Source organism: Ciceribacter lividus (assembly GCF_003337715.1).
Lineage (GTDB): Bacteria > Pseudomonadota > Alphaproteobacteria > Rhizobiales > Rhizobiaceae > Allorhizobium > Allorhizobium lividum.
In genome coordinates this window covers 158,489-170,896 of sequence record NZ_QPIX01000009.1, presented here as the reverse complement: position 1 = coordinate 170,896, position 12,408 = coordinate 158,489, and the positions used below count along the sequence as shown (strand labels likewise).

General features: G+C 63.3%; 15 protein-coding genes. 8 read left to right on the top strand and 7 right to left on the bottom strand.

The genetic code is table 11. The features are described 5' to 3' along the window. Positions 1-2: 2 nt before the first annotated feature. A complete protein-coding gene (locus DFR48_RS16535; protein ID WP_114364311.1) occupies positions 3-638 on the bottom strand; it encodes a CatB-related O-acetyltransferase in 636 nt (211 codons plus the stop codon). 182 nt (positions 639-820) lie between these two features. Here DFR48_RS16535 and DFR48_RS16530 point away from each other — a divergent pair, with 182 nt between their 5' ends. From DFR48_RS16530 to DFR48_RS16520, 3 genes are all read left to right on the top strand, one after another. Further along, positions 821-1,993, top strand: a complete 1,173-nt coding sequence (locus DFR48_RS16530; protein WP_114364310.1) for a Gfo/Idh/MocA family protein — start codon at positions 821-823, stop codon at positions 1,991-1,993. Between the two features lie 272 nt (positions 1,994-2,265). Then, complete coding sequence (locus tag DFR48_RS16525) at positions 2,266-3,639, top strand: GH1 family beta-glucosidase (protein WP_114364309.1); 1,374 nt, start codon at positions 2,266-2,268, stop codon at positions 3,637-3,639. 56 nt (positions 3,640-3,695) lie between these two features. Then, positions 3,696-4,256, top strand: coding sequence for an NADPH-dependent FMN reductase (locus DFR48_RS16520; protein WP_114364308.1), 561 nt, complete (start codon positions 3,696-3,698; stop codon positions 4,254-4,256). Positions 4,257-4,337: 81 nt separating this feature from the next. On the opposite strand, the gene DFR48_RS16515 is transcribed toward DFR48_RS16520, so the two are convergent. Beyond that, positions 4,338-4,736: a winged helix-turn-helix transcriptional regulator gene (locus DFR48_RS16515; protein ID WP_114364307.1), complete on the bottom strand. Its 399-nt coding sequence runs from the start codon at positions 4,734-4,736 to the stop codon at positions 4,338-4,340. A gap of 160 nt (positions 4,737-4,896) precedes the next feature. Here DFR48_RS16515 and DFR48_RS16510 point away from each other — a divergent pair, with 160 nt between their 5' ends. The 5 genes from DFR48_RS16510 (at position 4,897) to DFR48_RS16490 (ending at position 8,932) form a co-directional block, all read left to right on the top strand. Beyond that, complete coding sequence (locus tag DFR48_RS16510) at positions 4,897-5,529, top strand: NAD(P)H-dependent oxidoreductase (protein WP_114364306.1); 633 nt, start codon at positions 4,897-4,899, stop codon at positions 5,527-5,529. 397 nt (positions 5,530-5,926) lie between these two features. Continuing rightward, entirely contained in the window at positions 5,927-6,967 is a 1,041-nt protein-coding gene (locus tag DFR48_RS16505) for a methionine ABC transporter ATP-binding protein (RefSeq protein ID WP_114364370.1), read from the top strand. Next, a complete protein-coding gene (locus DFR48_RS16500; RefSeq protein ID WP_114364305.1) occupies positions 6,957-7,625 on the top strand; it encodes a methionine ABC transporter permease in 669 nt (222 codons plus the stop codon). The genes DFR48_RS16505 and DFR48_RS16500 overlap by 11 nt, the downstream gene beginning before the upstream one ends. Before the next feature lie 35 nt (positions 7,626-7,660). Further along, on the top strand, positions 7,661-8,440 hold the full coding sequence (locus DFR48_RS16495) for a MetQ/NlpA family ABC transporter substrate-binding protein (protein ID WP_114364304.1): 780 nt from the start codon (positions 7,661-7,663) through the stop codon (positions 8,438-8,440). A gap of 126 nt (positions 8,441-8,566) precedes the next feature. Further along, positions 8,567-8,932: a hypothetical protein gene (locus DFR48_RS16490; protein WP_114364303.1), complete on the top strand. Its 366-nt coding sequence runs from the start codon at positions 8,567-8,569 to the stop codon at positions 8,930-8,932. 6 nt (positions 8,933-8,938) lie between these two features. Here DFR48_RS16490 and DFR48_RS16485 read toward each other — a convergent pair whose 3' ends face one another. The 5 genes from DFR48_RS16485 to DFR48_RS16465 form a co-directional block, all read right to left on the bottom strand. Beyond that, positions 8,939-9,409, bottom strand: coding sequence for an EVE domain-containing protein (locus DFR48_RS16485; RefSeq protein ID WP_114364302.1), 471 nt, complete (start codon positions 9,407-9,409; stop codon positions 8,939-8,941). Positions 9,410-9,414: 5 nt separating this feature from the next. After that, the gene (locus DFR48_RS16480) at positions 9,415-9,780 is read right to left on the bottom strand and encodes a VOC family protein (protein ID WP_114364301.1); all 366 of its coding nucleotides are present in this window, start codon (positions 9,778-9,780) and stop codon (positions 9,415-9,417) included. Between the two features lie 68 nt (positions 9,781-9,848). Next, positions 9,849-10,544 carry a helix-turn-helix transcriptional regulator gene (locus DFR48_RS16475; protein WP_114364300.1) on the bottom strand — a complete coding sequence of 232 codons (696 nt, stop codon included), beginning with the start codon at positions 10,542-10,544 and terminating at the stop codon, positions 9,849-9,851. Positions 10,545-11,009: 465 nt separating this feature from the next. Beyond that, positions 11,010-11,918, bottom strand: coding sequence for a CHAD domain-containing protein (locus tag DFR48_RS16470; RefSeq protein WP_114364299.1), 909 nt, complete (start codon positions 11,916-11,918; stop codon positions 11,010-11,012). After that, positions 11,902-12,390 (bottom strand): CYTH domain-containing protein, encoded by a 489-nt coding sequence (locus tag DFR48_RS16465; RefSeq protein WP_114364298.1) that lies wholly within the window; start codon positions 12,388-12,390, stop codon positions 11,902-11,904. Before DFR48_RS16465 ends, DFR48_RS16470 begins: the two co-directional genes overlap by 17 nt. Between the last annotated feature and the right edge of the window lie 18 nt (positions 12,391-12,408).

Here is a 12,408-nt window from a genome sequence, read left to right as displayed (position 1 = left end):
CGTCAAGCCAGCAGGAGGGCTGGAATGTCACCCTTTTCGAGCGCAGGCAAGGCGGCCTCGATCCGGTCCAGCGGCCAATCCCACCAGGCAAGGGCGAGGAGGTTGGCGACATCCTCGGGCGGGAATCGCTGGCGGATCGTTTTGGCCGGGTTCCCGCCGACGATCGTGTAGGGGGGTACGTCGCGTGTCACCACGGAAGACGCCGCGATGATGGCGCCGGACCCGATGGTGACGCCCGGCATGATGGTTGCGCTGTCGCCGATCCAGACGTCGTTGCCGACGGCAGTGTTCTTGAAGGGAAGCTCCTGATAGCCGCCGATTGTCTGCGGATCGAAGACCCGGAACGGATAGGTGCTGATGCCCGTCATTGGGTGGTTGGCGGAACTGGTGATGAAGCGGCTGCCACGTGCGATTTGCACGAACTTGCCGATTGTCAGTTTCTCCCGGCTGAAAGGATAGAGATAGGGTGCCAGAATCGTGGCTGTTTCGGTGACGGGGCCTGAATGGGTGAAGTAACTGAAGTCGCCGATCTCCATACGGGGATGGTCGATGACGACGTTGAGGTAGACGGTTTCCTCGTAGGGGGAGCCGTCGGCGAGCGTGATGGGATGAGCCAGTTGGCTGTCGAGAAAAGGCATGACCAAGATCCTTGATAAAGCGGGGCTTCGATGCACGTCGAGTGTCGGCATCGGCTCTGGTGCTTCGCCTCGCGGGAGGCGGATCTCAGTTGTTCACTGTCAGGGCATCCTTCTCTTCAGGATGCCATTCTAACCAATCTGGAATCCGGATTCCAGACCAACTTCCAGAAGGAGCTAATACGATGGCGATCGAAGCGGGTAAGACGGGCGAGCGGACGGCGAAGATCAGGCTCGGCATGGTCGGCGGCGGGCAGGGCGCCTTCATCGGCGGCGTGCACCGGATGGCCGCGCGCATCGACGATCATTTCGATCTCGTGGCAGGCGCGCTCTCCTCGACGCCGGAGAAGTCGCTGGCATCGGGCCGCGAACTCGGCCTCGACCCGGCGCGCTGCTACGGTTCCTTCGAAGAGATGGCGGAGAAGGAGGCGGCAAGGCCGGACGGCATCGAGGCGGTGTCGATCGTCACGCCGAACCATGTGCACTATCCGGCCGCCAAGGCTTTCCTCGAGCGGGGCATCCATGTCATCTGCGACAAGCCGCTCACCTCCAATCTGGAGGACGCCAGGAAGCTGAAGGCGGTGGCGGACAAGAGCAGGGCGCTCTTCATCCTCACGCACAACTACACCGGCTATCCGATGGTTCGCCACGCGCGGGAACTCGCGCTCAACGGCGAACTCGGCGAAATCCGCATCGTGCAGATGGAGTATCCGCAGGATTGGCTCGCCGAACCGATCGAGCAGACCGGCCAGAAGCAGGCCGCCTGGCGCACCGACCCGAAGCAGTCGGGAGCGGGCGGCTCCACCGGCGACATCGGCACGCACGCTTATAATCTCGGCTGCTTCGTTTCCGGCCTTGAGCTCGATGAACTGGCGGCCGACGTCCACACCTTCGTCGCCGGGCGCAAGCTTGACGACAACGCCCATGTCATGCTGCGTTTCAAGGGTGGCGCCAAGGGCATGCTCTGGTGCAGCCAGGTGGCGACCGGCCACGAGAACGGGCTGAAACTGCGCGTCTACGGCAGCCGGGGCGGCATCGAGTGGACGCAGGCCGATCCGAACTATCTCTGGTTCACACGGCTCGGCGAGCCGAAGCAGCTCATCACCCGTGCGGGCGCCGGCGCCGGTGCATCCGCCGCGCGTGTCACCCGCATTCCGAGCGGCCACCCGGAGGGCTATCTCGAAGCCTTCGCCACGATCTATTCGGAAGCGGCTGCCGCCATCACTGCTGCCCGCTCCGGTACGGCCGTCGATCCCGCCGTTGTCTATCCGACCATCGACGACGGGGTGAAGGGCGTTGCCTTCGTCGAGGCCTGCATCGCCTCGTCGAAGCAAAACGGGGCCTGGGTGAAGGTGTGATTGTTCGCCCACCTCCCCCTTGAGGGGGGAGGTCGCGCGGAATGCGCGGGTGGGGATGATCCCTGTCGACGTGTTCACCCCACCCCGGACCTGCGGCCCGACCCTCCCCTTCAAGGGGAGGGTGCCGTTCAACTGCAACGTTGCAGTTTTTTCGCCCATCGGTCTTTCTCCTCATTCCGGATTGGTTTAAACCGCTTTCGACGTTCTCGCGCGGGCCGCGCACCATCCCTTCCGGCCTCGCCTGTTCCGATCCAAAGCGACGGGGTGTTTCCATGACTGATCCGAAGAAACTTGCCGAGCGGTTCCCCGGCGATTTCGTTTTCGGCGTTGCCACGGCCTCTTTTCAGATCGAGGGCGCGACGAAAGAGGACGGCCGCAAACCGTCGATCTGGGATGCGTTTTCCAACATGCCGGGGCGCGTCTACCAACGGCACAACGGCGATATTGCCTGCGACCACTACCACCGCTGGGAACAGGATCTCGACCTCATTCAGGAGATGGGCGTCTCCGCCTACCGCTTCTCGATCGCCTGGCCGCGGATCATCCCTGAGGGTACGGGCCGCATCAACGAGAAGGGGCTCGATTTCTACGACAAGCTGCTCGACGGTCTGAAGGCGCGGGGGATCAAGGCATTCGCGACGCTCTACCACTGGGACCTGCCGCTGGCGCTGATGGGTGACGGCGGCTGGACGGCGCGCTCGACGGCGGATGCCTTCCACCGCTACGCCAAGATCGTGATGGCGCGGCTCGGCGACCGGCTCGATGCGGTCGCAACCTTCAACGAGCCCTGGTGTTCGGTCTGGCTCTCCCATCTCTACGGCGTGCATGCGCCGGGGGAGCGGAACATGGATGCGGCGCTGCATGCGCTCCACTACACCAATCTCGCCCACGGCCTCGGCATCGACGCCATCCGGCAGGTGGCACCGCAGGTGCCGGCCGGCCTCGTCATCAACGCCCATGCGGTGATCCCGGCTTCCGACAGCGATGCCGACAAGGCGGCGGCCGAGCGCGCCTTCCAGTTCCACAACGGCGTCTTCTTCGATCCGGTCTTCAAGGGCAAGTATCCCGACCGGTTCATGGAGGCCCTCGGCAGTCGCATGCCGGCGATCGAAGACGGCGACATGGAGGTCATCGGCCAGAGTCTCGACTGGTGGGGGCTCAATTATTATGTGCCGATGCGCGTCGCAGCCGATCCGGCGCCCGATGCCGAGTTCCCGGCGACCGCGGGCGCGCCGCCGGTCTCGAAGGTGAAGACCGATATCGGCTGGGAGGTCTATGCACCGGCGTTGAAGTCGCTCGTCGAGGGGCTTTATGACCGCTACGACCTGCCCGCCTGCTACATCACCGAGAACGGCGCCTGCTACAACATGGGGCCGGAGAAGGGCGAGGTCGACGACCAGCCGCGCCTCGACTACTACGTAGAGCACCTCGGCGTCGTCGCCGACCTGATCAAGGAAGGCTTCCCGATGCGCGGTTATTTCGCCTGGAGCCTGATGGACAATTTCGAATGGGCGGAGGGCTACCGGATGCGCTTCGGCCTCGTCTATGTCGATTACGAGACCCAGGAACGCATCGTCAAGAAAAGCGGCAAATGGTACGGCGCGCTCGCCTCGCAGTTTCCGAAGGGCAACTTCAAGGCGGGGTGACACGGCCGGCGGGCGTGCGATGATGGCGCTCCGATTCTCCTGAAAGGCACGCCCACATGTCGGTCCCGGCCAAACGCCTCTACGCGCTCTGCGGTTCCTTGCGGACACGCTCCACCAACCGCGCGCTGCTCGAAGCGATCCGGCGACTTGCCCCGCACAGCGTGGAGGTCGAAATCTCCGGCCTGATCGGCCTGATGCCGATCTTTAATCCCGACCTGGAAGGCGATCTCACGCCCGAACCGGTGCTGACCTTTGCGCAAGAGATCGCGACCGCGGACGGCTTGATCGTCAGCGCGCCGGAATATGCCCACGGCATTCCGGGAGGTCTGAAGAACGCCCTCGACTGGCTGGTGTCGCGGTTCGAAATTCCCGGCAAGCCCGTCATGCTCGTGCATGCTTCCCATCGGGGCGATTTCGCGCTGGAAGCGCTGACCGAGGTGCTGAAGACGATCGCGACCGATCTCAGACCCGAGACCTTCCTGCGCGTGCCGTTGCTCGGCAAATCGGAGGACGAAATCGCGGCCATCCTCGGCGCGCCGGAGACCGAACACGCAATTTGCTCGGCCCTCGGGCGCTTCATGGGCGCGGTTGCCGCGAAGGACCCGGCGTCACGGTAGGGAGCTCGGACATTTCCTCAGGGTGGTGCCCTGGCTCGCCGTTTCCAAAGGGCGGCGTCAGGGCAGGGCGACGTACTCCGTTCAACCGATCTTGATCAGCTTGTCATTGCCGCGTTCGGCTTCGCTGCGTGCGTCGAATTCTGCACGGGCGGCGTGGATCTGGTTGTAGTTCTCAAAAACCCAGCCGCCGAGCGCCTGGATCGGTTCCGAGAAGGATTGGCCGAGTTCCGTCAGTTCGTATTCGACCCGAGGCGGCACGGACGCATAGACGGTCCGCCGTACCATGCCGTCGCGTTCGAGCGCGCGCAGCGTCAGCGTCAGCATGCGCTGCGATACGCCGACGACCGTGCGCTTGATGTCGCTGAAGCGCTGCGGCCCGTTCCGGAGCACCATGATGATGAGAACGGTCCACTTGTCGCCGAGCCGTGACAGCATTTCGCTGACGGTCGGGCACTTGCCTGGGTCATAGCTCGAACACATTACGCTTACCTCCGTGTGACTTGGTATAACTCATGTGCCTTCTTGTGTCTCGCGTAGCGTTACATATTTAGGTCTGGTTACGTTTTGTTACAAGGTTTCCGAATGTACCTTGCCTGAACGGCCAGCCTCCGGAAACCGCAGACCAGAAAGGCACTCTCTCATGCTCCTCGACAAGCTCAACTGGCGCTACGCGACCAAGAAGATGGACCCGACCAGGGTCGTCCCGGACGACAAAGTCGAACGGATACTCGAAGCGGCGCGGCTGGCGCCCACGTCCAGCGGCCTGCAGCCCTATGAAGTGATCGTGGTCACCAATCCGGAGGTGCGCGCGCGCATCCGCGAGGTGGCCTGGAATCAGGCACAGGTCACCGACGGCTCGCACCTGCTCGTCTTCGCTGCCTGGGACAACTACACCGCCGACCGCATCAACATGATGTTTGATCTTGTGAACAAGGAACGTGGCTTCACCAACGAAGGCTGGGAAAACTACCGGCAGATGCTGCTCAACACCTATGTACCGCGCGATCCGGAGGTGAATTTCCAGCACGCCGCACGGCAGGCCTATATCGGCTTCGGTCTCGCGCTGACGGCGGCCGCCTTCGAAGGCGTGGACGCGACGCCGATGGAAGGTTTCGAGCCGGACAAGGTCGACGAGATCCTCGGCCTGCGCGAGCGCGGCCTTCGCTCGGTGACGATCATGCCGCTCGGCTACCGCGAGACCGAGGGTGACTGGCTGGTGAACCTCAAGAAGGTCCGCCGCCCGAAGGACAGTTTCGTCAGCGTCGTCGCTTGAACGACGAAGGCGCGCCGTATCCTCCCAAGGCGGCGCGCCTGAACGCCTTCGGTTCCTCTCTGATGTTTGGTCATATTTTGCGCCCTGAAGCCCGAGAGGGAAATAACTTCGCTCGGCAGGCCGGTAAGATGGTGCGATAAGAAGCCATCGTTCGCGGATGCATGACACCCATGCAGGCCGCGGGTTTGAAAGGGAATGGCAGGAAATGGTAGAGCGGCGTCTCATGCGTCGAATGTGTTGCTCGCGGTAAGCACCGAGAGAACCCCTGTCCGCGGCCCGTTTGCGGCCTTCTACCGAAGAGAAATTTCATGAACAGACGAAGCTACGGGATTTCGCTCGTGCCGGAGGGTGCCTGATGTCGATCGTCGCCCATCTCCCGAAGACCGATGCGCAGCCGATGGTGACGTTCGAAGGCGTCACCAAGCGCTTCGGCGGCAGCGGAGGCCGTCCGGCGTTCTCCGCGCTCGCCGGGGTGGACTTTGCCGTGGCGCGCGGTTCGATCACCGGCATCATCGGCCGGTCCGGCGCGGGCAAGTCGACGCTGATCCGGCTGGTGAACGGATTGGAGACACCCTCCACCGGCCGTGTGGCGGTCGACGGGGTTGATGTCGGCGCGCTCGACGAAGCGGGCCTGCGATCGCTGCGCCGGGAGATCGGAATGATCTTCCAGCACTTCAATCTGCTTTCCTCGCGGACCGTGCGCGACAACATCGCGCTGCCGCTCGAAATCGCCGGTGTCGATGCGCGAACGATCGAGGCGAAGGTTGGGCCGCTGATGGATCTCGTCGGCCTCGGCGACAAGGCAAAGCGCTATCCGGCCGAGCTCTCCGGCGGGCAGAAACAGCGGGTCGGGATCGCGCGGGCGCTCGCCACGGAGCCCAAGCTTCTGCTCTCCGACGAGGCGACGTCGGCGCTCGACCCCGAAACCACGCAATCCATCCTCGATCTCCTGAAGCGGATCAACCGCGAGCTTGGCCTCACCGTGCTCTTGATTACCCACGAGATGGAGGTCGTGAAGACCATCGCCTCCGATGTCGCCGTGATCGACCGGGGCCTCATCGTCGAGCAGGGGCGGACCTTCGATGTCTTCACCCGGCCGCAACATGAGACCACGCGTGCGCTGCTTTCGGCCGCCGTCGGCGTGAAACTGCCGGAGTGGATCAGCAATGACCTCGCCAGCGCGCCGAGCGCGGGCGATCGGGCCTTCGTGCGGCTGATCTTCTTCGGAGAGACGGCCTTCCGGCCGCTGACCGCACGGCTCGCCGCCGAGATCGGCGCAGACCTCAACATCCTTGCGGGCGCGATCGACGAGATCGCCGGCGAACCCTTCGGCTCGCTCGTCGTTTCCTATCCCGCCGATGCCGCGACGCTGGAGCGGGCAGGGCGTTTCTACCGCGAAACCGGTCTGACCACGGAGGTGCTCGGCTATGGCGCCTGACATGCTCATCGGCCTTCTCGTCAAGGCGCTGCTGCAGACATTGCAGATGGTCGCTGCCGCCGGGTTCATCGGCACGCTCGTCGGCCTGCCGATGGGGATCTTTCTCGCGACCAGCGGCAGGGGCGAACTCTTCGAGGCGCCGCTCACCAACCGCATCGTCGGACTGGTCGTCAATGCGCTACGCTCGACGCCCTTCATCATCCTCGTGGTTGCGATCATTCCCCTGACGCGGTTCATCACCGGCACCTCGATCGGCACGATCGCGGCGATCGTCCCTTTGACGATCTCGACCATTCCTTTCATCGCCCGCCTGATCGAGGCGGCGATCCGCGAGGTCGACAAGGGGCTCATCGAGGCGGCGCGTGCAATGGGCGCGACGCCGTTCCAGATCGTCGTCAAGGTGCTGCTGGCCGAGGCCAAGCCCGGGATCACGCTCGCGCTGACGCTGACCGTCGTCAGCCTCATCGGCTACTCCGCCATGGTCGGTGCGGTCGGTGGCGGCGGTCTCGGCGATCTCGGCATCCGTTACGGCTACCAGCGCTTCATGCCCGAGGTGATGCTCGCCGTCGTCGTGGTGCTCATCCTGCTCGTCCAGGCCGTGCAGAGCGCCGGTGACGCGCTCGCCCGGCGCTTCGACAAGCGCAGCCGAAAGAACTGAAACCTCCCTTTCAGGAAACCCAAGGAGAAAAGACAATGAGGAAACTGATCGTCGCTACCGCTATCGCAGCCCTGTTTTCCGCCGGTGCGGCGCTTGCCGAGGACATCAAGGTCGGCGTGACCGCCGGCGAGCACGCCCAGATCATGGAAAAGGTCAAGGAAATCGCGGCGAAGAAGGGCCTGAACATCGATATCGTCGAGTTCTCCGACTACGTCGTGCCGAACCAGGCGCTGGCGGATGGCGATCTCAATGCCAACTCGTTCCAGCACCAGCCGTATCTCGACAACCAGATCGCCGACCGCGGTTTCGACATCGTCAGCGTCGGCACGACCATCACCACCCCGATGGGCGTCTATTCCAAGAAGGTGAAGAGCCTCGACGAGCTGCAGGACGGTGCGACCGTCGCCATCCCGAACGACCCGACCAACGGCGGCCGCGCGCTGCTCGTGCTCGCATCGAAGGGCCTCATCAAGGTCAACCCCGAAGCCGGTCTGAAGGTCGGCCCGGCCGACGTCACCGAGAACCCGAAGAACATCCAGTTCGCCGAGCTCGATGCCGCCCAGCTGCCGCGCTCGCTGGATGACGTCGACGCCGCGGTGATCAACACCAATTACGCGATGGAAGCGGGCCTTCACCCGAAGAAGGATGCGATCGCCATCGAAGGCGAGAAGTCGCCCTATGCCAACGTGATCGCGGTGCGCACCGCCGACAAGGATGCGCCCTGGGTCAAGACGCTGGTCGAGTCCTACCACGACGACAGCATCAGGACCTTCATCAACGAGGAATTCAAAGGCGCCCTCATCCCGGCGTTCTGATCCTTCTGCGCGATCGGCAGACGACAGAGCCCCCTCCTTGCGGAGGGGGTTTTCGTTTCAGTGCGGCGCTTGCCTTTTGCGCGCCGACAACAGAGACTGCCTCCATCGGTTGCAATGGAGGTGAGAATGGCACGCTTGCAGTTGCCGCTTTCCGGCAATGTCTCGCAGACGATCAATCCCTGGACTTGGGTCTTCAGCCCGGGTGAGGGTGGTCAGGTCGGGCTGTTCAACTTCAGTATCGACCTCGGCCCCTCGACCAACCCGGAGGTTGAGAAGGACATCCTCAGCGACGTCGCAAGCTACGGCAAGCAGCTCGGCAGGATCGAGGATGCCTTGCGACTGGTCATCGAGACGCTCGAACCGTTGGTCGCCGACCGGACGCTCGGCGATCAGGAGGCGATCATCGCCTTCAAGGCCCTGATGTACGAGGTTGACAACGTCAAGGAACATCACGGCCGGGTGCGGGAAGAGGCGCGTTCCGCCGTGCTTTGAGGTTTGTCAAATCCCGAGCAGCGAGAGCTGCGATACTTCTCGCGGTTCTGAAGACCGGATCGCTCTGGCCGCATTCATTGCGGCCGCAATGCTTGCCGCATCCTCGTCGGATATGTTCAGGATGCCGAAACGGAAGGCATGGCCCCAGTTGCGCTTGCCCTTTGTCAGCTCCAGCCGGTCGAGCAATGGCAGGATCGGCGCGGGCTGAGAAGCATACCATTCGACATCGCGGCGGAAAGGCATGAAATCCTCCGTCATCTGCACGCGGTAGGGTGGACGGCCCTGCATGGCGCCGATGGCGGTGAAGGCCCTGAGCGGCGATGGTTGGCCGAAAACCGAGGATGGCGAATAGGCAATAACCGTCTCGCCAGGCCGGATGCGCCGGAGCGGCGCATCCTTTCCGTGGCAGGCCTGTACGAAGCCGCCGGCAACGCCGCGGGCGACATGATCGGCGGAAGCGACGATGACCCAGGCCATTATCGTCACACCGGCGGATTGTAGAAGCGGATGCGGTGTCCATCGGGATCGGCGAGCACGAAAGTGCGGCCGAACTCCATGTCCGTCGGCGGTTGCAGGACTACATGCCCGGCCGGAGCGAAAGTCGCATAGGCTTCGTCGACGGCTGCGGCATTCTCCAGTGGAACGGCAATTTCGATCATACCGGGGACGCCTGTCGTTGCCGGCTCGACCGTGTGGCGTGACCACAGCCCAAGCTTGATGCCGCCGGGAAAGACGAACATGGCGAAGGTGGGAGACTGTTCGACGGGTGTTGCTCCCAGAAGTCCGGCGTAAAAGGCGGCACTTTTCTGCGGCTCGTCGACATAGAGGATGGTGAGGTTCGGTGTCATCGGGTTCTCCTTTCGAGAACCGGAGACTAGACCGACATGCTGTCAGAAATTGGCAGCATCATTCAACGTCAGAAGATCCGCTCCGGAATGCCGCTTTTCTGCCGCCACTCCTTCAGCAATTGCGTGCGGCGTCGGGGATAGCGCCCGGTTCCCTCCTCGATGACGTCCATCCGGTCGGTGCGGAAATGGCGGAAATCATTGCGGAGCGTGCACCAGGCGAGAAGGACACGAGCGCCATCGAAGAAGGCGAGAGCAAAGGGCCAGATAGTGCGTTCAGTGGCGCTGCCCTTTTCGTCACGATAGACGATCCTCAATGTCCGCTCGGCTTGTATCGCCTTGCGCAAAAGGGTGAGGTCGACCCGATCTTCGGGTAGTTCCGGTTTTCCGCCGGCGAGCAGCGGACTCGACGCCAACGTCTCGCGCAGGTCTGCCGGGAGGACGGCATCGATCTTCGACAGCGCGTCACGGGCGGCAAATACAAGCTGGGGATCGGCTCGGCTTGCCACCAGCCGCATGCCGAGCACCAGTGCTTCAATCTCATCGGCGGAAAACATCAGGGGCGGGAGCATGTAGCCGGGGCGCAGCATGTAGCCGACGCCGGCCTCCCCATCGATGTCTGCGCCCTGCGCCTGCAGCGAGGCGATGTCGCGGTAGAGCGTGCGCAGCGATATGCCGAGCGTCTCTGCGAGCACGCGACCGCTCACCGGCCGGCGGTGCTGGCGCAGGACTTGGAGGAGTTGCAGGAGGCGTTCGGAACGGCTCATCGGTGTCCCATGCTGCGAGACTTTGGGCTGTGTCTCAGTTTGAAATTTGAATAACTTGACAGATCATCGGATCCCTGCCTCGTTTCCATACACTTAAACCAATACAACGGAGGCAGCATTGGCCTATTTCGTGAAGGTTATTCCCCCTAACAAAAGAGCACGCGTTCATACAGGCGAATGCAAGTTTTGCCGCGATGGGCAAGGAATGGAAAACCAAGACAAAGGAACGGGTCCAACCTATTGGTATCCTTGTTATCCGAACCCAGGACTAGAAACGCTTGCCAGTGCCAAAGAGTACATGGCGAGCCTAGGGCTACGCTACGACAACACCGGATTGTGCACGTATTGCATGCGGGAGGAAATTTGAGGCGAGCCATACCCAAGAGACAAAAGCGCTCGCCGGCGTGATCGGCGCTGAGTCCTTGTAGGGGCGGCGGGTCCGGGCTTCGGAGGAAAACATCGCACTCAGCGGCTCGCTTCGAGCCAAAGTATCTCGATGACGCGGGCTTCGGCCTTCGGTGGATCGGCGAAGAGGCGTTCGGCGATCTCCAGCGCCTCGCGCCGCAGCGCCTGTTGCTGGCGGATCACGGCGCCCAACAGGTGCGCGAGTTCGGCGCCGCCGTTCAGGACATCGGGCTCACGGTCGAGAAGGGCGACCAGCAGCGCCAGATCGTGCTCGTGACCGAGAACGGTGACCAGTGCCTTGGCTTCGGCGAGCTTGGCCGCCATGGCCGAAGGCCAGAGGTCGCGCAGGAGGGCGAGATGCATCGAATAGTCTTGCGCGCATTTGCGCAGCTCGTGGAAGACCTCTTCGTGGGCGACCGAATGGCAGGCCGCGAGCGCTTCGTGTGCGCGGAAAAGATTGCTCCGCCATCCCCTGGCGATGCGCTTCGCCGTCGCCTGCCTGCCGTCGTCGAAGGAGAGCCCGTCCAGCGCGTGGATCGCGTCCCGGCATGCCGCAATGGCGGCTTCCGCCTTTTGCGGCAGGTCGACCTCGTTCGCCGCCATCGTGTCCCTTCTTGCCGTAAGCGCCGTCCGGGCATGGGCGAGCGCTTCCCGTTCGTCGGTGTTCAGCGCATGGTCTTCGAGATAGGCGGCGGTTTCGATCAGGGCGGTCGCGTCGCGCACCAGCGACAACGTGTGGGCGATGTCCCGCAGACGCGCATTCTCCCGTTTCTGGAAATCTCGCGCGTCCTCTGCCACCAGACGATAGAGCGCGCGCACGCGCTTCAGCTTCCGGCGGGCCTGATGGATGGCTTCGTGCAGGCCCTCGGGCTGCTCCGTGACGAGGGCGATCGCCCGCTGGAGTTCGCCGGCCGCCGCCTTGCGCAACGCTCCGGAGAAGGGACGGTCGGGCCTAATTCGGTAGGCCATAAAGCACGTCCTGCTGCAGCTTTTCGGTCGCCAGCGCCTGGTTGGAATAGCGCCGGTCACCGGTCACTTCGCGGCCGATCCAGTGGGGCAGGGGCGGCGCGTCGCTTTCTTTCCGTAATTCCACCTCGGCGATCACCAGCCCCTGGTAGGCGCCTTCGTAGGCATCGATCTCCCAGACGAATCCGTGATGCTCGACCGTGTAACGCACCTTCTCGATGACGTTGCCGACCGCGAGCGCGATCATCTCCTCGGCGTCATCGAGAGCAATGGAATACTCGAACTCGTCACGAACGAGCGAATTCTGGCCGATCTTGACCGTCAGCTGTGCCGAGGTGCCGTTCTTCGTGCGCACGCGAACGGAGCGGTCGTGCATGAGAACGATATAGGCCTGGCGAATCGGCGTCGCAGACGTCGCGAGCGCCCGCCAATCATCGTTTGCCACGAGGAACTTCCGCTCTATCTCCTTGGCCATCGACCCCGTTCCGGTTGC